This window comes from Mesorhizobium sp. M0340, assembly GCF_040321535.1.
Classification (GTDB): Bacteria; Pseudomonadota; Alphaproteobacteria; order Rhizobiales; family Rhizobiaceae; genus Mesorhizobium.
The window spans coordinates 157,663-177,289 of sequence record NZ_JAMYRR010000006.1; the positions used below are offsets into that span (position 1 = coordinate 157,663).

Here is a 19,627-nt window from a genome sequence, read left to right on the forward strand (position 1 = left end):
CGGCAGAGAAGGCGTTCTCGTCGAGTTGACGGAATCGTCGCCGGTTGGCCGATGGACTATCTGCGCTTTGATTCTAGGAGGCTCTCTGGGCCGCAGAAGCACACGACCTAAATCTCTCGCCGCCGCTTCCGCTTGCGATCATTCACTTGCAGGATGAACTAATCATTTTGGGATTCTTCAGGGGACTGCCTGGCACATCTTCATTGCCGCAGAATAATTGGTCAGTAGCACCAGCGGGAACTGACTGTGTGCACTTGGCGAACGGAACCAGCTTCCCGTCGGCTTTGGTGGCCTGACACTCGGCCGTGCATGATTTTGGCCCTGGTCCCGGGTTCGTGGCTAATATCCTGAATCCTTTGTCCTCATTTTGAAGTTCACATTTGAAAGTAACCTGTTGGGCTATCGACGCAGTCGAAAAACCCACGACCAAGATTGTTGTAACGATCCTCATAGTTCCCTCCGTATTGCAGGCAGTAATAATGCCCCACGTGATTTCGACACAACGTGATCTGTGCGTTCTAGCTGCACACTTGGCGGTGATAGGGGACCACTAGTACGACCGCCAGCCGCAAAACGCCTTTTTAGAAACCAACTTCGCGCATCAGCCGCTTGACAGCGCAGCCGGGACGTCCAAGCACCACAACTGGGGCCAACGCTTAAGTGGGTCTTAGTATCTGGCTCTATAGTGAAGCTCAATTTACGCACTCAGCAATGTAAAAAGCGCCCTTGCATTTAGAACTCTCGATGCAGCACGGAGACGAAAACGTGTCATATGTCTGCGCCGAACCAGAACAGTGCGTATACTCGAAATGAGTGTCGTCAATTTTTCGGCATTCCGATTTGCCCTGGACTATACCGCCAGCGCCATTGGGCCGGGCACACCAATTTGGTCGGTTATCAGTTCCCAGATCGCCGCATGTTTGAATATCCTCTGCAAGCAGGGGCGAGCACATGCTTTGCAGGAAAAAAAAGAAAATTACGATGCGCCTCATAAGAATCTCCTCCCTTCGGCTAGTAGACTTGCGCAATTCTCTCGCTATGGATTTATACAGGTGCCTTTCTACTCTCGTCTCGGCTTCCCATCTTTGATCAAAAGCTCAGTGTCTTCGGCGCCACGCCTGGCGCCCAGCAGTTCGCGCCGGAACGTGCCAATGCCCTTGCCGGCGTCGCCCATCAGCGTCGACAGCCGCCCCTTGCCGAACAAGACGAGGATGACCACCGCGACGATGGCCAGGTGCCAGAAGCTGAATGCGCCCATTCGCAGGTTCCTTCGCTGTTAGTCCGGTGGCGGCTCTGAGGCGTCAAGTTCGACCCGAACCGCGAAGCGGACGCCCGATTCGATCGAGCGCTCATTGTCGAGAATGTCGGCATCCTTGCGGATCGGCTCGTTCGAGAAGGTCGAGCGCGGCGTCATCGTCAGTTCCTCCACCAGCACCGCGAAATGCGCCCGCTGAGCCTCAGCCGAAGCCGGTATGGGCAGTTGCAGGTTGAGCAACTGCGAAGCGCCGACTTCGGCCTGACAGGTCTTGATCACCAGGCCGCCCGCTTGCTTGTCGATGCCGCCAGCCAGCGCGCTGTCGTTCATCTCCGCGGGGTCGAGCCGAGCGACGCGTTCCAGGATCTGTCCGTGCGGCGACAAAGTGCATTCGATGAGCGTGATCCGCAACAGCGGCGTCTCGCCGGGCGCCGTACCTGGATACTGTTTGCCCGAATCCTTTCCGGCGTCGACCCCCGTTGCCGTGCCGACGTCGACGCTTACCCAATCGCGTCCCGCCCTGGGCACTCTCTTCGCACTTGCCGAGCGCAGGTAGCCAACGACCTGAACCCATTCGGCAACCGGCTGGGAAACCTGCAGGTGCCGCTGTGCGAACGGCTGAAAACGGACCAATCCGAAGCGGACGAACGGGTCGCGCGCGTGTCCGACATCAAGGTCGACATCGACATACCAATGCTCGAAGTCCGGGTCGAAACGCGGCATGTAGGTGGCAAGAGAAACCATCATGAATTCGGGCGTCAGCGTCGAATTCGCCGGCTCCTGCGCGTTGGTTCCACCGCCGGCCTCCTTGTCCCTGCGGTCGTCCGCATCGGGGATTGGCATCAGCGCGTTCGCGACGAAACGCGGTTTGTAGATCTCTTCCTTCGGCCACAGGACGCCGGGTGCGGCGCCTTCCGTCTTGATGAGGTCGATCGGCGCGGCAAAGTCGGCCCCGCTGTCGCTGATATCGCGAAACGCCGAGCCTCCAATCAGCCACGCCATCTCTTCGGAGGCGAAGACCGGATCGGCACCCCAGCGCGTCACATAGCCGCCTCCGGAGCCCAGGTCGGCGTCGGTGAAAAAGCCTTCGCGCCACATTGCGTCCTTACCGTCGGCGAATCGGTGGAGGTCGATCTCCCGCGGTCCTTCCCTCCACGCCATTGGACTGCTGCGCTCGACGATGCCCTGTGCCAAGTCGCCCTTCGTCCATTCCTGGTCATCGTCGATGCCGGAAGCCTTCATTAGGTTTGGCGGCCAGATGACGATTCCCAGCCGCTCTTCTTCTCCCGAGGTCCACCATGGGCGCCGGAGACGGATGCGCACCTTCGTCCTTCGCGAGCGGACCTTGCCCTCGGTGGACCACGCGTAGGAAGGTAGGAGGCTCTTGGGCGTCAGCGCCGCCGGGCGTTCGGTGGCCGGAAGAATAATCTCTGTCCTTTTGCTCTCCTTCAGCAAGCGCTCCTGATCGATCCTAGCCTGCTCGGGCGTGGGGTAGCTCGGGCGATCGGGAATCTGCCGCGCCGTGCGGGAGGTCGCCGCCATCCAGACGCTCACGCGCCGGGCCAGCGTATCGGGAAAGATCCCCTCGAGGACGGACCGGCTTTTCGTGTTCGCGCCCTCCTGCTTCTTGTCTCCATCGTTCGAGTGCTTGCCCTGCCGGGTAAGGTCGGCAAGGCTGGCTGGCGACTTCTGAGTGCGCTCCACCTGCCAGCGCGCCACCACGCCCCGACCGCGGCGCGGTTCGACCTTGCCGTCGCGGGCCACGTCGAAGCCGAACAGCTCGTCCATGTAGGTCAGTTTGCCGCCGGCCGTTGGCAGCCGTTGGCTGAGCTTGATCGGCTCTGGCTCGCCGTCTTCCCCGTCCAGCGTTCGCGGCCACTCGCCACGGGCACGACCATAGAAGCTGCGGCCGAGTTCGAGATTATCCAGCGCGCCGCCGAAAGGCATCGCCGCCTCGGCGTGAAGTTCCAGGGTCTCGGTTGTATCCGGATCGAAGGTGACATTGCCAAGGGCGATGACCTTGCTGCCGCCGTCCTCGTCTTCGTCGGGACCTTCGCCACGCTCCAACCATGTCTTCTGTGTCTTTTCCGACAACCGCAGCAGTCTGATATCGCTGCCTTGGGGCGTCTGCTTGGGCAGGCCAGCCGCATGGATCGCCCGCAGGCGACGAACCGATGCGATGTCCGGCAGCGGACGGCGTAGGAGCGTGGTATAAACACTCGACGCCGCGCTTTTGACATCCCACCAGGATACGGACGTCTCGCCTCGGCGCAGCCGCACGTCGTCATCGGGGTTGTCGCGCGCCTTGTCGGGCTTTAGCCTGCAAAACTGAACGGAGCGGTTGTCGCTGGCGCAGTTCATGATCAGTGCCATGGCCTCGGCCAGGTCAAACCACGCCTGCAGTTGGGTGAGTGCCGGCACGCACCAGGTTTCCACCTCAAAGTCTTCGCCGGGGTACAGGCAAAGCGTCACGGTGGCAGGCGTCTGCCCTTTCGCCGGCTCGAACAGTCGGATGCCGGCTTGCATAGCCCGCGCCCGCAGGTCGTCGTAGCTGGCGAGCGTCGCATTGGCGGTGCCTTGGACCGCCTTCACTTTGATCCTGATCGGGCGGGCATCGGGATACCCCGGCGTCCCCGAGGAGTTTTCGTCGGACGGATCGTTGTAGAACGGGACCTGGATCGCCTCACCGGCCAGATAGCGATTCGGCTGGTCGGGATAGCGCAGCGCAATGATCAGATAGCGCGCTGCGGGATCTGGGTAGTACTCCTGGGTCCGGATCGGCGCTTGTGCCGTGCCGGTCTTCAGGGCCGGCTGGGGCCGACGACGGAAGACTGCGAATCCGCCGGGCGTCACCTTTTGTTCGAGTTCGTTGCCTTGCGCGTCGTGCGATTCATAGGCGCGATACCTGCCACGGATAGCCGTTAGCTCCGGCGGCTCCTTCGGGTCGAAAAGCGGAAATCCGCCCCAGTCGGAATCGTAGTCGACGTCCTGCAGCCCACCGGGCGGCTTGCCTGCCAGCCGTTGCGCAGCCGCGTCGAAGACCGAATGCATGACCGCGAAATCGAGGTCTACCAAGGGCGCGAAAAGCATCCGCGCAGTCTCGTCAGGCTGGAAGCGCCAGCCATGCACCTCATCAGCGGCTGCATACTCCGGCGGGCTGCGCACCACCATGTCCTTGCCGTCGATGCCCTTGCGTTCACTGGCGAACTCGGCGAGCACGATCGAAGCGTCCACCGCCACCATAGGTGGCCCAATGCGCTCCTGGCGCAGGAACCGCTGCAATTCGGCAGTTTTTTTGGAAGGATAGGCCATGCCGCGGCCAAGTCCTCCGTCGTAGAGCTTGATCGCGCGACCCAGCGGTGCGCAAACGCCGCCGACCAGGACAGCTCGCGCGCCCAGCGCGTAGGCCCCGCCGAACCGAAGGCGGTGCGCGCGAAGGTCGCCTTTTACCGGCAGCGACAGCGTGCGGGTGACCGGCAGGTCGACCGCCTCCGCATGGCTATCGAAGGCGCCGGTGCGCATGCCGATCGGGTCACCGTCCCACACTGCGAGAAGCTGCTCTGCGAAGGCGGTCTCCTGGCCGCCGTTTGCGATCCCGCCCTGCGAATTGATGACCATCCGCGTTCCCATGGCCACGGTCGCGCCGTCCACAGGCCGGGCCCCATCGTCGCCTGGGGGCGAAAAGGCGTTGGCGATCACATTGAGATCGACAGGCTGATCCGGCAGCGAATGCTGATAGCGGACGATCCGTTCCGAAAGGCTCGACCAGTTGCGCTTGTCATCGCGTCTTGGCAGTCCGACATCGAAGCGGTAGCCGATCAACAGGTCGTTTGCATCGACGCGTCGGCCGTTCGGCGACTGCGCGTTGCAGGACGTGAATATCTCGTCGATTACGGCGCCCTGCCGCCACCGGTCTACAATCTGCAGGCCACCGGTCTTCAGGGTGGATGTTTCCGCCGCAGCGGCCTGTTCCGCCTCCGGCATGGCCGTGCCGGCATCTTTGACCTGCGTCTCCGCAGCCTGGCGCCGCTGCTCGGCCTCGGAGGCGATGGTCGTGTTCAGTGAAAATACATCGTAGCGCCTGAACGACTGGTTGTTGGCCTTTAACGGCGCATCGAGATCGATTACCGCGTCGACCTGGTCGAGAAAGCCGGTTTCCTCGGGAGCGCCTAATGACGACGTCGGCGTATTTTCGAGGACCGCGCGGCGCAGCGCCCATTCCTCAGTGGTCGCCGGCCAGCAATGTCCAATCTCACTCTTGCTCTTGTCATCGGCGTCCTCCTCCGGCAAACGAAGCTTGGTCAGCGTCCACAGCTGTTGATGGATGCAATCCTGGTTGTTCTCGTCGATGGCCTGGATGGCAAATTCCAGGAACAGGGCGGGATCGGACAGACCCCCGTTGGCCGGCAGCAACGCGTCGAGACCGCCGAGATCAGCGGCGCTAAGGGTGAACTCGATATCCATCGTCAGATGCATGGCGCGCATCAACGCCGGCATGCCCTGCAATGCGTGCCAGCGCAGTTGCATGACGCCAATTCCCTCTTCGCTCGGCCTATCGCCGTAGTCTTGCAGCGTCGACGCGTTTTGCGCTGCCGCATCTTTGGTGGCGGGGTTGTCCGGCTCAGTTCCCATGACGGACTGTGCGGTCGCTTTGATATCCGATGCGCGATGCGCGACTCTCTGGACTTGCAGCGTCTGAAGATAGTTGGTCAGCTGCAGGCTGCCTGCACTGCACGCATCCGCACAATCCTTGCAGGAACTGGCGTATTCCCGGGCGGCGTTTCGCTGGTCGTCAAGCTGGATGGCGAGTGTGAGTTCGAGCCAGTGCCGTTCGTCCTGCAGGGACAGCTCCAGTGCGGGCCCCCACTCTGCAGGTTTCTGGTTCTCCCATTGGAAGGGCTGGTACGTCAGTGGCGTCGTTTGATTCAACTTGCTCGCGGCGGCAAGCGCGTCGCGCCACGTCTTTAGGTCCGCATCCTCGGGAAACTCTTTCCCGGTTCTTTTAAGATAATCAGCCTTCTCATTGGTCAGTGCATACGTCTGCACCGGCGATTCTACCAATGCTTGCGCGAGCCGCAGTTCTCCTACCGACCGCTTGCTCAGATCGCCAAGCAGGTCGCGCAGAATCTGCATCCGCTCGGACCCCAGCGGTACCTTGGACCAGGGGCGTTGAGCCGGGCCTGAGCGCGCCCGGCTCCGCATCTGGCGCTGACCCTTCGCATGATCGTTTTCGGCCGCCGATTGCGCTCCAGCCAGCGATTCGATGAGGTTTCGCGCCCGTTCGAGCGTGGTCTGGCGCGCGAGCTCGGCGCGCGGCACGCTGATCACGTCCGGGGTCGAGCCGATGTTTCCTTTGCTATCGCGCTGGAACATGTCCGTTTTCTCGCCGGCCGTTTTCGTCGCGGCTTCGGAAAGAAGAGTGCGAAGCCCGGGCATATCGGCAAACCACGTCTGCCAAAGCGCCGTGAGATGCGTCAGCCCGTCTTTGTCGGCAGTATCGAGCTTGGCATAGGCGTCGGAAAAAACGTTCTTGACCGAACTGGCCAACAGTTTTCCCGCCCCGTTAGTCATCGCCTCACGCACAAGAATCCGGATGCCGTCATCTTGTTTGAATCGCCCCGCGATCCACGACGGCCAGCTGTCAACGGGGCCTGTCCGGGACGTGCCGGGGACCGGAAAGAATGCGATGGTGGCGCGGATGCGGTAATCGGTGCCACCCAGCCATGTCACGCCGTGCGGAACAAGCTGCGCCGCGAATGTATCGCCCGCTACAGTCGGTTGCTGCGTCGAGTCGTTCGTCGCGGCCTGCGCTAAAACGAGAGTATCCATGGCTGCTCTTCCGAGAAGTATTGCATGTAGTCGGCGAAATGCTCGCTCTTGCAGCTCGTCACGCTGCTGATTTTGGGCCTTGTGTCACCCAGCACCGGCATGCCGGTCGTCGCGCCAGTCGTCATCGGATCGAGGCCGAGCCCGGCGAAACGTGTGGGTGAGTCGAGGCTTGCGCTGATTCCGCCACCGCCAAATCCCTTTTTCTCCTGCTTGGCGATCACGAAGCGGAACTCGATGTCCTTGATGCCGAGCGAGAATGAGAATACGAAGATGGCACTGCCAGCGACGCCGCCAGACGCCTGCTGCCCGACACGGACCTGCAGCATCGCCATGATGCTGAACATCGCGATCTTGGCCGACCCCGCCGCCGTGAACACGCCTTCGATGGTCGACACGCGCTTGCCCTCCACTTCGAGGGAACGGATGTAAATGCCGGCGGTGATCTGGCCGCGTCCGGTCACCGGGCCGAGCTTGAAGTCAACGATGGCGCCAAACTCAAGCGACGCGCTGAATCCGATGATGCCGCCCGAATTGGCGTAGAGCGCGAGGTGGCCGCAGCCTCCGAAGATGGTCGACGTGATCGAGAACGGCGCCTCGGGCCTGGACAGCCCGACCTTGAAGATCGCATCTCCTTCCGAGAACGGCAGCACGCAGGAGGCGTTCAGCGACACGTTGGAAATGTTGAGCGCGCCGAGCGTCAGGTAGATCGGTGGCATGCGATAGCCTGCCTCAATGCCCGGCAGGTCGTAGCGCAGCGACAGGAAGAAACCGCTGTCGCCGAACGAGACCCACTGCGAGATCGAGTCCAGGAACGCCACCATCTCGCCGAGCTTGAAGTCGGTGATGTTGGTCTTCAGCTTGCCGCCGGTGTCGCTGCCGAACCGGGCGCCGTCGAACTGCAATGTCACGACATCGAGCATTGTGCCGACGAGCTTGATCCTGAAGGCGCCGAGCGACCCCGACACGTCCACCTTGGGAGGCGCTGGCTTCAAGAGGTCGATATAGGTGCGCGCCTTCAGCGTCAGGCGGCAGTCTGCAAACTCGGAATTGTAGTTCTCGACAACAAGCGGGTCATCGGTGTCCTGAAAATTTGGAATGAATATCTCGGCAAAATTGTTCTTGAGCTCGACGTCGAAATCGTAGGCGAGCGTGAGCCGTGTCGGCACCATTTCGCGAAGCTTCGCCTCGACCTCTCGCCGCACGGCGCCGATGTCGATCAGTTGTCCGAATTGTCCACGGATCACCGTCTCGACCGCCTCCGTGATCTGCTTGAAGATCACGACGATCGCGTTCGGACCGTCGGCAACATTGACCGTGCAGGCCGCGGCATCGCCGCTGCTGGCTTCCTTCCATTTCCGAACGCGGCCGAGGAATTCGTCGGTGGCTTGCATGAACTTGCCGTTGTCGATCGGCTTCGCGGCGATCGCGTTGCCCCATTCCGTCAGCTCCGCAGTCTGCATCGCCAGTTGATCGTCTAGCATCTTCGCGGGATCAGGCGGGCAGGCGACGAGCAGCGTCGTCAGGCCTGCATTGACTGAAGTCGAGCCGGCCGGCAGCCCCTTGATAACCGCGTTGCGCTTGTCGAGAACTGTCTGGAAGGCGGTGGCTGTAGTCTTCACGACGGAACTGAGCGTGGGCTGCAAGGCACTCAGCAATGTGCCGATATCCAGCTTCGCACCGGCAAACAGCCGCGACAACATATCCAAAGCTTGACGTTCAATGCCTTCCAACGCCTGGTCGGCTTGCGCTGCCGCCTTTTGAATGACGACGCTGACTACTTCCGCTTCGAGGTCCTTGAACGATGCCAGGAAGGCCAGAAGGTCTTCCTTTGACGCATCGATCGCACCGGACCCGGCCTTCTCGTCGGCGAATACCACGACGGCCGCGTCGACCTTGACGAGCTTGTCGATCGCGGTGCCGACTTTCGCCGTAAGGTCAATGAGCTTCGTGAACGCCGGATCGTTCTGCTTTGCGAGAGCTCCCGTCAGAGAAGCGAAGAGTGATTTGATCTTGTCGTCGAGGTTGGTCAACGCCTGGAGCATCTGCGCTCGAGCCTGATCGCGCGCTTGGTCGAACGCTTGCTGGCCGCCGTTGATCGCAACGAGCGCTCCCAGGATCGTCGCGTCCGCGAGGGCGGCCGCGGAGAGGACGGCGGGCCGCACGACCGTCGCAATAATGTCCTTCTTGGCAGTCTCGATGAAATAGCGCGCCGAGTCGGCGTCGGACAAATCGCTCTCAGGAACGTCACTCCAGGCCCAGCTTTCCGGCTTGGCGTCGAGAGCAGGGAGCACGCTGGTATTGGAAGGCTTCGTGACGCCGGAGACGCCGACATCCTTGAGCAGCGTCCCGGACAATCCGCGACGCAGCGCGGAAGACAATTCCACAAGCTCACCGATCGCAGCGGTCCGCTGCTTCTCCAACTGCGCAACGACGTCTAGGAGACTCCGGACAAGCTTGACGGGTTCTTTGCAGAGTGTCGCAGCACTTTGGCGGGCCGCTTCGTAACGCTGCCGTAGCGCTTGCATGTTCTGGGCGATCGTCAGCAGACCGGCGCTTACATCTGCGACGGTCTTGCGCAGGGGGGCGTCCGGAGTTGATATCTGTTCGTAGAATGCCTTCAGCGGCGCAAGGGTAGGCGCGACTTCGATGGGTGCCTTTTTCTCCACCTTTTCGATCAGCGTCTTGAGCTTGCCGGCATTCGTTTCGGCAAGCACGGCCAGTGCCTCGGCAAGGCGAGCAACGGCTCCGACCAGGCGATAGAATGGCGGGTAGGACGCCGCAGCGTTGCATTTGGTCCAGTCGCGTTCAGCGGCGTCGCCGATGCAAACTCTCGGATCGACCACCACGCGCGGGAACGCGACCTGCACGTATGCGTCGACCACGCCGATGAACTCGAGGCACTTGCTATCATAGGCTGCGGCAATCGTTTGAAGCTTCGTAAGTTCATCGAAGCCCTTGGCAAATGCGACGCCGACGTCTTCCAGCGCCTCGACGGCCTTGTCGACGGCGAGTAACGATATGTTTTCGAGCGCCGCCGTGGCCTTGCTCAAGCCGGCGACGACGATGTCGTCGAACTGCACCCACAGCGCGCCCTGCAGCCTGTCGAGATGGCCGACGAGCGCGGCCTTTTCGCTGTCGACCCAGGCCTTGAGATCGTTCTCCACGCCCGCCGTCAGCTTGGCGAAGAACGTGTCGCGGAAAGTCTCAAGGTCGAAGATCGGCCGGTCGGACTTCGCGCTCCATGGCGAGTTCTGCCCACCCGTCTCCTCGTCGGGATTCATCAGCAAGGTGGCGGCGTAGGCTTCGTCGACGTGTTTCGCGGCCCTGTCGGTCACGGTCTCGTCGGCCGGGACAGGCAAGCGGATGATCACGTTGGCCAGGGCCGACGTTGCGCCGTTCGGCACCAGCAGTTGTTGCTGCAACGTTTTGATTACCCATTTGCGGATGACGTCGGACTTGTAGGTGGCGACAAGCGCGTCCAAGGCTTCGCCGACCGCGCCCTTCAAAGAGGCGATGAAGTCCTCGACCAGCCCGCGTACGGCCTCGCGCAACGGCGTCAGCGGGTCCCGCGTGACACGCTCGATCGCCTGCGTGAAGCGGCGCCCGGTGGAATAGACCGAGGAATAAAGCTCGATGCTGGCGTCTGCATCGCCCGACGGCGGAGCTGCCGAGATCGCCTCGTCGAGCACGGCGATGAAGTCGGCCATGCTCCGCGAGACCTCGGGATAGACGCGTTCCAGCGCATCTGTCCCGCTCACGCCATTGAAGGTGAGGTTGCGGAGGCGCATTGAGAACGCCGTCAGTGCGTTGCGCACCGGCGTCAGCACTCGGTCGCGAATGAAGGCGTCGGCATCGTCGGCCAAGCCGCCGCCGAACTCCCGGATTTCGCGCAACTTTGGTTCGAGGCCGAGCAGAAGCAACAAGGCCTTCAGCAGGTCGCTGATCTTGACGATGCCGAGCAGCTTGGCATTGCCGCCGAAGAATTTTGACAGGTCGTTGCCTTTGACATTCTCGGCAGCGGGCGGGATTTCCGGCAGTTGCGGCAGTCCCCCGAGCTGATCTTTCGCGCTGGACGGCACGGTGGGCTGCTGCGCAAATTTGGCGATGGCATCCCCATCGCCGATAGGCCCGCGCGATCGCGAAAGAGCCACGACATCGATTTGCGGCCGCGCCACCGCGCCGCCGCGCTGGCCCTCGTTTCCAAACCGCATCGGCAGCGGCTTCAGGAGGGCAAGGAAGATGTCCCTCTCGTTGTTCGGTTTTGCGGCGGGCTTGTCCTCTCGTACTGCGGAAGGGGGCGGGTCGAACCCGCTCAAGGCGTAAGTTGTGTCGTAGCCGACTGTGACCGGCTGGTTCGGCTGGCCTGTCAGCCGCTCGATCTGCTTGACGTGCACCACCGCGCGCCGCATCGCGGGGTAGAATGGCGGTTGGTCGGCGCCGTTGAGGAAGGCATCGTTGTTAAAGTTGCTGTTCACCGATAGCGGCTGGTACTGCGCCGGATTGATGTTTCGCGCATCGATGCGGCCACCCTCGACGGCGAAGGTCAGCGTCTCGGTTTCGAACTCCGTGTCGCCGTCGTTTTCCGGTGGCGCGTAGATCAGCTTCTGGCTGAACAGCGGTCGCTGCACCAGGGCCGCTCGCGCCACATAGGGCGCAAAGGACGGATCCGGTTGGGTCTCCGGCGGCGTGCCGTGCAGATTGTAGTAGTGCGTCAGCGGCTGCAGCGATTCTGCCCTGTTGACCGTCACATTGTCGACGAAGACCATCGGCATGCGCACCCGGATCTTATCGTCGAGAAGGACCTCGAACATCACTTCGGCACCCGATCGCCGCGCGGTGCGCGGCCAGAACGGCGTGCCCGGTTGCGCATCCTTGGGTTTCGCTTCGTCGGCAGCTTTGGGACGTTCGATGAGGTCGATCAATCCGCCTGGCCACACGCCGGTCTCGTCTCGCGTGCCGGCAAGGTCGAACGGGTCGACGATGTCCGGCGTCTGGAGGGTGACGACGCGGACCTTGCGGAACGGCACGCGGCGCCCCTCGTCGCTTTGCCGGAACGCGCCGAAATCCTTCACGGGCTTGGCAATGCGGATGAACATCCGCTGCCTGAGCACGGCAACCGGACCGCCCTTGCCGTCTATCCGTTCGAACCGCCGCTCGGTGCTTTTGATCAACGATGCGCGGATGCCGAATGGCATCAGGTAGCCCTTGTAGACGACCTCGGCGCTGATATCGCGTCCGAGCACGATGCGGTGCCGCCAACGCTCGATCGACAGCGCGTCGAACAGCGTGCCGCGCTCGTAGTCTATGATGGACGCCGGCGGTTCGAAGGAGGCGTTGACCGAAAGGAACCCGCCGAGGGCGCTCAGCGCCAGTTCGAAGCCCTGGGGATCGAGCGGTCTCGGCACGTAGATATCGCCGAGATCATATTGTTCCTCGCGATTGGCCGGTTTGCCGAGCAGCGAGACCTGGAAGCCCCGCGGCGGCTCGCGCTGGTCCCTGCCGATGCGCTTGCCGCTCAGCGAGACGCGCCCGAGCACCGGAAGTCCATGAACCGAGCTCAGCGCAACCAATTCGTGTCGGTCGAATGCGTCGAGCGAAGTGCGGAATCGATGGCAGTCAAGCTCCCCCTTCGCCTCGGAAAGGTTGAGTGATGAGAGATGCCGTCCGATCACCCAGGGAGCGTAGGGTCCGCGCAATGGTGCGCGGTTGACCCTTGAGCGCTGCTTCGGAAAATGCCGGGTGATGAACTCCGGAAGGGCAGGCGTGGCGGAACTCGCGAACTTGTTCCAAAGGCCTTCGCGACGTGGCTCCTGCGGCAGGAACGCCTCCGACCGATAGTCCGGCGACCAGATCGCGCGGGTTTCCGCGCCGGATTCGGGATCGAGCTCGGCCGTCCACAGCGCCGTGGGTCCGGGCGTGGAATAGTCATCCTGGTCATGGACCGACGGCGGGAAGAGTTTTGCCGGGACTCCCCGCGGGGTGCGGAAGAGCGCATCCTGGGATGGCGACAGCATCAGCCGGAACGGCATCTCGATCGCGGTCTCGAGATCGGTCGGCGGCTCGCTGGACAGCTTGACGACCTCGGCGAGGCGCTGATCGACCGTGACGCGGGCCTCCGACCAACGGCGTGCGCTGGCCGGGTCGGCGAGGTCAGGGTCGCCTTGCACATCTACCGGCTCCAGCTTTCCGCCGCCCTGCGAAAAGCCCTGGTGAACCAGCATGTGGGCGAAGTCCTGGTCGATCTCGGTGTCCCAGGCCGGCCGCCGCGACCCATCGAGGTGCGACAGCAGCAGCTTCTGTGCTCGGCGCACCACGGAAAGCTCGAATCGCGAGAAATCGGTCAGCGCGTCGACAGTGAAGGGTATCTCGCCGGTCGCGAACTTTGGATCGTAATCTTCCGTGTTGATGCGGAAGGCCAGGCGTGTCGGGCCGGACAGCCGCGACTGGACCGGTCGCATCGGCACTTCGGCCCCGGTGTCGGCAGCCGGAAGCACCTTCAGCGCCTCGGCAAGGCGGGCCACCATCTCCTTGGCCCACCACTCGGCAAACGCCTTCTTTGCGTCTTCCTTCTTCGCCTCGTCCTCCGTCTTGACGAGGTCACGGTAGATATCCACGACCAGTCCGCGGAGTTCGTCGCCCCCAGCGAAGGCAGCGAGCTTGCCGGTCTGCTTGTAGCCGGGCGGAAAAGCGACGACGCCTGCAATTGTTGCGTCATATTTCTCGGAGAACGCCGTGTATCCGGGACTGCGCAACTCGCGAAGAGCTTTCGCCTGGGTCTTCGCGTCCTCTTCCGGATTGCCGACCGCGCCGACGAGGTTCGCTTTCAGCGCTTCAAGTTCCGAAGTGCTGACCGGGTTCGCGGGTACGTTGTCGAGAATCGGATTGCCATCGGGCCCGTTTGTGATGGCGGCTTGCTGAAGCGACATCTGTGCCAGTTCCGCATAACGCAGCGTATCCGGATCGACGAACTCAGGTCCCGCGTAGAGTTTTTGCTCGAGCGGAAAATTTGGCGGCGGCGTGTTGATGTCGTCGACCGGTGTTGAACCGGGCATCGGAAACAGGCCGGCGAAGGTGTCGGCAAACGCGAGAAAATCAGTGATCTGCCGCTGGAGCTTGTCGTCCCCCCCGAGATCGAGCGTGCCAGCGGGTACGGCTGACCGCTTGAGCAGCGCCGCCAGAGTCTTCCACGTGTCACGCCAGCCGAGCTTCCACTGGTCGTCGCTTTGATCTTTTGCTTGCGGGATCACTTCCCTGATCAGGAAGAACAGGATGTCGGCACGCAGCTTAAGCCGTGACGCTTCGCTGCCAGGAGCGTAGATGGCGTGCAGATCGCGCAGCGCCTGACCGATCAGCCGAGTTTCGCGCGCAGGCGTCGGCAGCTTGGGAAGCGACGGCCGCACGGTGCGGAGCTGGAAAAATGCCTGCTCGGCCCGGTGTTGCGGCGGAAATTCGACGATGATCATCGGCCGCGGGTCGTGGACGGCACCCGTCAGAGGCAGGGCTAGTGGCTCGGCCTCGGTCTTCCCTGGGTCGCCTGCTTTCTTTACTTTGGCAGCGGCGGCCTCCGCCTCTTCGGACACGACGACAATCTCGTCTGCGAGCTCGGGGTCCGGTAGCGGATCGCCGATGCGGGCGACCACCGCTGGCCCACGGGGCCGCAGCACGCTCTTAGTGCCGTCGTTGATCAGGTCGAGCCCTGCGAAGCGGAAGCGCAGGTCGGCCAGATCGCCATAGCGGAGGACGCGCAACAGCGCGCGATCCATCGGCAGGCTCGAGGCGGGCGGTTCCGGCGCCTGCGGCAGCGGCAGGCCGCTTGTCGTGCCGAGCAGAATGTGGCCAGGGTGCAGGATTGTCGGCTGGTCGATCCCGTGCAGCCGCAGCGCGATCTCAGGGCCGCCGAGGAAATCCAGCCTGCTGAAGTGCCCGCGCGGTGCGCCGAGCTGCGCAACGGTGGCGCGATCGTCGAGCAATGCAACCGATGCGTCCGCTATCCGCACGGCCGCCTCGAAATGCGAGATCGTCGTGAAATTCGTGGCGCGGATCACGATCGGTCCATGCGTGCGCTTGTCGCCCGGCAACTGCTTCTTCAACTCGGGCCGTTCTGCCGAATAGACGCCCAGCGAGGTCGCAAGCGTGAACGTCCTTTCGGCGAGCGGAAGCCGGCACAGCAGGTCGAGGTTGCCCCAGCGTGGGCTGATCGCATTCGCTTCCGAGAGGGCGGTCGACAGGCATAGTTCGCCGCGTTCGAAAGGCAGCTGACCCTCGAGGAACTCAGGTCCCGGCGGCTCGAGTTGCGCCACCGACGCGATGCTGAGATCGCCGGAAAGCATCACCCGCGCAGCAACTGCCTCAGTGGCATCGCCCGTTGCATCGATGACAGTCGACCAGCGAGCGAACTCCACAGCCGCGTGAACCTCGCCCCGTTCGTCGCCCTTGGACTCTTCGTTCTTGCTCGCATCGGGCAACGCCAGCGTGTAATCGTCGAGCACGACGGCTACGATCCCGTGGCTGACGTCATCCGGAAACCGGTGCGCAGCCGCAAGGAGCCGGCTTCCACCGACGGCGGCTCCGCGGAACGCGCCGCGAATGATCGAGCCCGCCGGTTTCCGGTCGGGGAAGTTTCCCTCGACCCAGCCAAGCTCCTCCTTCTTTTCCGTCTCGTTGCTCTCGGTCTCCTTGCCCTCGGTCTTTTTGACATCGGCCTGGCCGGCTTTCTTCGTCGGCTCAGCACGCGGCTGTGTGTCGCGCCAGATATCGAGTTCCGGGGCGCGGGCCACTGTGCTCTGCTGCGGCATCGCGCGCCCTCCGCCAGGCTTGCCGGGGCCGGTCAGATCCGCAGGCCGTACGCTCGACAAGGTGAGAGCCGTCGCCGCGGCGCCTGCTTTCTCGGCGACCGTCGCGATGCGCCACAGAAACTGGTCGCCAGGCTTCATTTGCGGTAGAACCAAGAGCTCGATCCGCGCTGCATCGACGATCGAGCCGAAGACGCTGTCTTTGAATTTCGTGGCGAGGCCATTTGAATCGCCCGCAGTCTCGAGACGGACAGGCTTGCGACCGCTCTTGATCCACGATTCGAGATCCCGGCTGGCTAAGACGGCGGGTTTCTTTTCGCCGAAGATCCACCCTTGAGCCTCGACCCGGAAATCCGGCGCGAAGGTTTGCGCCGTTACGTTGTGCCTGACGACGAAATCGAGCGTGAAGAAGCGGTGCTCGTCCTGGTCGAGCTCTGCCAGCCCTTCCGGCAACATGGTCGCGTGTGAGATGCGGAGCCGCAGGTCCACCCGACCCGCTGTCTCGTCCACCGCGCCGGTGGGGCGCACATCGATCCGAGCAACGACGCCGAACGAGAGCTCGCGGAAATAGAACTCTTGCTTGGGCCTGCCGGCTCCGTCGAAGTAAGTCAGCTGATAAATAAAGCGGTCGGCGCCGTCTTCGGATCGTGAGTATACCCAGCGATCTTTGGGATTGGTTATCTCCGCGCCAAAGACCTTGTCGGCAACAAAGGCGCTGGCAACGCCGCCGGCGATGAATCCGCGTCTCGTGACGCGCAAATGTCCGCTGCCTTCATCGACATCCGATGAAGACCATGCACCCTCCCGCTCGGCCAAGTCCCCCCCCTGTCAAGCAATAGAACCAGCATTTTGTGACCGTGCCTTGAAGACCGTGACCGTGTTTTCGGTCTTTTCTCCGTCAATCGCCCCAGTATCTTCGTCGAAAGCAACCATTGACGCCTCCCGTTAGGTCACTTAGACTCTCTACAGAGTTCATATATAATCAAGCCGTAAGTCTTTCCGGTGCCTCAATAAATGGTATCTGAACTCCACGCCGAACAAGTAGTGAGTGGTTGATACCGAGGATTTTCCGAACACTCGCAAGAGCCGCTTCGCTCACCTCGATGTAAGCCACGATGTACCATTCGCCGTTTTCCTCCTTCGCCATGCCCATGGGTTCGGCCCGCCATTTGAGCGCGCCGTGATGCGGCATGAAGTAGGTCTCCTGAACGCCGCCTACCGCACTCAGGCCTTCGTCGAGAGCATACTCCATGACGGCGCAGCACAACTCGGTAAGCGTGCCTCTGCGCCCAGTCGAACGCTTGTCGGGTACGACGAATGTCCGGGTCCACTCCGCCCAATCAGGGCGCCGCGGAACGCCGGATTTCTCGCACATGTGGGAAAAGACCTCCGAGACCATGTGCGGCTCGCTCGTTGGAATTAATCGAGCCGAGGTAACTACGCGACCATCTTCGATACCGAGCAGGTAGGTCGCCGCATCTGTATCGAATTGATCCAGTTCGCGACCATCCGGGCTCGGAGGGCGCCAGCGTTTTTGATGCACGAAGAAATCGTGCCGCCGGCGCAGAAATTCCTCGAATTCGTTTTCGTAGAGATGCTTGTTATGCGCATTGACTACGTGGGCCGTTATCATGGCGCGATCCCCCGATCACTCTCACAGGGATATTCGCAGTTGCGCTAATATACGTCACCTGTCCGATCGGACAGTTGACTTATCAAGGATGTATTAGTCGGCGGCGCACGGCTTCAACAACAGCTTGCGTTGTAGTCGCAACGCCAAATGCTCGCGGGCTCTTGTTGAATGCCATTTGATGGTACGTTCCGTCAGGCCAAGGATCTGGGACGTTTCCGACGAGGTTTTTCCGGCCGCCGCCCACAGAAGGATTTCCCTCTCACGGTCGGTCAACAGGTCCAAATCCTCCTCATCGTCATCTGAGAAAGCTTGGATCGACATGCCGGCATATACGGCCATAATGACCAGTTGCACCTGCTGTCGAGGTGACAGACGGCAGCACTTGGCCGACGACGCAAACGAGAGCACCGACTGCCAATGATGGACACTGAGCATCGGCACGGCAAAGCCACTGCAGATGCCAAATTCCGTGGCTTCACCTGCCACACGCCGTGATCCCTCGGTATCCGACCATTTTGCGGGGATCTCTTCCCAAAGAAATGGCTTCAGCGTCTTTGCCGAATAGATGCATACGCCATCAACAGCTGCATGCTCTGCTTCGACGTAGCGTTCGAACCAGCCGGCCGGCCAACCATTCAACTCGACCAATCGGTGCAAGCTTTTGTCCACCAAGTGGAACACCGCTTAGGATAAGATGCTCGAAGCCGAAATTCTAACGATTCAAGAAGATCGCTAAGCAGCGGCTCGGTTGCCCTGTGCTTTCTGCAGCGCTCTACAAAATCAAATACGTCTGCGTCGATCGTGGCAGAAACCCCAGTCCCTAGCCGCAGAATAAATCTAGCTAAAATTTTATTCCCCGAATATCCTTCTTTGGCAACCATTAATGAATTTATGCGGTAAAGTCCTTGCGGTTAGTCAACGTCGGCGCCTCACTACTGCTCGACCTCAAGCTGCCGATTCCGGCTTCCGGCGAAGCTCAGGGGCTACAGTGCTGGTCGAGGAACTGACGACGACCCCGCGCTCGACCTACTCAAATGAGCCGATCCGCAACGATCCCGACATTCTGGAAGGCGAGCGCTATATCGAATCGGGTTCACGTTTTCGCCGTACGGATGGAACTTGACACTTCACAACTGCCACAAGATGGATAGCCGAGGAGAACCAAAATGGGCGCATTCAGTATTTGGCATCTCGCGATCGTCGCAATCGTTATTCTCGTCCTTTTTGGGAAAGGGCGGATTTCTGGATTGATGGGAGACGTTGGCAAGGGCGCTGGTAGTTTTCGTCGCGAACTTCTCGGCGCACGAAAGGGTGTCGAGGAAACCGAACTCATGATGAAAAGAGACAAGCTTAAGCTTTGACACGAGTAGGCGTCGCAAATGTCGCCGAGGGGACAGAGGAGGCAATTTGGTGATCGATACTTACCCCAATAAACCCGCAATCAGACTGCTCGCCCTGACAGCCGCCGTTTTCCTGGTGAGCGTGACCACGCTCAAGGGAGCGTACGCATGTAACAGCGGCCCTGATTATTGCACCGACGATCCGCGGATCCCGAGGGCACTCGCCGACAAAAAAGCTCAGTTGGCCAAGGACTACCCGGATCGACTGGTCGCTTTGCTGGATCTTGGAGTGCAATGTGTGGCGCGCATTCAGCAGAGCCCCGATGGCTTCAGTCTGGTGATCGTGAAGGACGGTTCCGTCGACACACTGTCATGGGATCAAGACAATGAGAATGCCGCCAAGGCTGAAATTGCTGCGGGCACAGTCAAGCGCTTCTGGATCGTCAACAGCAGACGCGCCTTTAGCTGCGATGGCCAACCCAGTTACGACGTACAGCCGGATTATGACTCCGCCGACGACGTCAACACATCGCTCGCTATCAAATGTGACAATACGGGATGCTAGTCTTAAATGATTCGCTTTGGACGCAGCTCTCTTGTTCAAGCCCGTAGAAAACATTTTGCGTTTGGGTGGCGGAAGCGCGAGCCAAACGAGCGAAAATGAGGGGCGCGGTAGCCATAACGACGTGGTTTTGCCGCATACTGTTTGGGCGGCAGAAGGGCCCGCGGACTGCCTGCCCTCGCCCAGAATTCTGTTGTATATTCCAGACTGCTTAAA

General features: G+C 61.5%; 8 protein-coding genes. 3 read left to right on the forward strand and 5 right to left on the reverse strand.

What is annotated here, in order from left to right:
- Positions 1-1,060: 1,060 nt before the first annotated feature.
- From tatA to NKI79_RS11520, 5 genes are all read right to left on the reverse strand, one after another.
- The gene (tatA, locus tag NKI79_RS11500) at positions 1,061-1,258 is read right to left on the reverse strand and encodes a twin-arginine translocase TatA/TatE family subunit (RefSeq protein ID WP_352801627.1); all 198 of its coding nucleotides are present in this window, start codon (positions 1,256-1,258) and stop codon (positions 1,061-1,063) included.
- A gap of 18 nt (positions 1,259-1,276) precedes the next feature.
- Entirely contained in the window at positions 1,277-7,084 is a 5,808-nt protein-coding gene (locus tag NKI79_RS11505; RefSeq protein WP_352801629.1) for a hypothetical protein, read from the reverse strand.
- Complete coding sequence (locus NKI79_RS11510) at positions 7,066-16,692, reverse strand: hypothetical protein (RefSeq protein WP_352801631.1); 9,627 nt, start codon at positions 16,690-16,692, stop codon at positions 7,066-7,068. The genes NKI79_RS11505 and NKI79_RS11510 overlap by 19 nt, the downstream gene beginning before the upstream one ends.
- A 166-nt stretch (positions 16,693-16,858) precedes the next feature.
- A complete protein-coding gene (locus NKI79_RS11515) occupies positions 16,859-17,509 on the reverse strand; it encodes an acyl-homoserine-lactone synthase (protein ID WP_352801633.1) in 651 nt (216 codons plus the stop codon).
- Positions 17,510-17,602: 93 nt separating this feature from the next.
- Entirely contained in the window at positions 17,603-18,178 is a 576-nt protein-coding gene (locus NKI79_RS11520; RefSeq protein ID WP_352801822.1) for a helix-turn-helix transcriptional regulator, read from the reverse strand.
- A gap of 319 nt (positions 18,179-18,497) precedes the next feature.
- Here NKI79_RS11520 and NKI79_RS11525 point away from each other — a divergent pair, with 319 nt between their 5' ends.
- The 3 genes from NKI79_RS11525 to NKI79_RS11535 are packed head-to-tail and all read left to right on the forward strand — an operon-like array spanning position 18,498 to position 19,414.
- Entirely contained in the window at positions 18,498-18,632 is a 135-nt protein-coding gene (locus tag NKI79_RS11525) for a hypothetical protein (protein ID WP_352801635.1), read from the forward strand.
- Between the two features lie 43 nt (positions 18,633-18,675).
- Entirely contained in the window at positions 18,676-18,870 is a 195-nt protein-coding gene (locus tag NKI79_RS11530) for a twin-arginine translocase TatA/TatE family subunit (protein WP_352801637.1), read from the forward strand.
- Between the two features lie 49 nt (positions 18,871-18,919).
- Entirely contained in the window at positions 18,920-19,414 is a 495-nt protein-coding gene (locus tag NKI79_RS11535; RefSeq protein WP_352801639.1) for a hypothetical protein, read from the forward strand.
- Positions 19,415-19,627 lie beyond the last annotated feature (213 nt).

What these genes read in the sequence shown, in the direction of transcription:
- NKI79_RS11515 (WP_352801633.1), bottom strand. Translation starts at nt 17,509, where the DNA reads ATGATAACGGCCCACGTAGTCAATGCGCATAACAAGCATCTCTACGAA.
- NKI79_RS11530 (WP_352801637.1), top strand. Translation starts at nt 18,676, where the DNA reads ATGGGCGCATTCAGTATTTGGCATCTCGCGATCGTCGCAATCGTTATT.
- tatA (WP_352801627.1), bottom strand. Translation starts at nt 1,258, where the DNA reads ATGGGCGCATTCAGCTTCTGGCACCTGGCCATCGTCGCGGTGGTCATC.
- NKI79_RS11505 (WP_352801629.1), bottom strand. Translation starts at nt 7,084, where the DNA reads ATGGATACTCTCGTTTTAGCGCAGGCCGCGACGAACGACTCGACGCAG.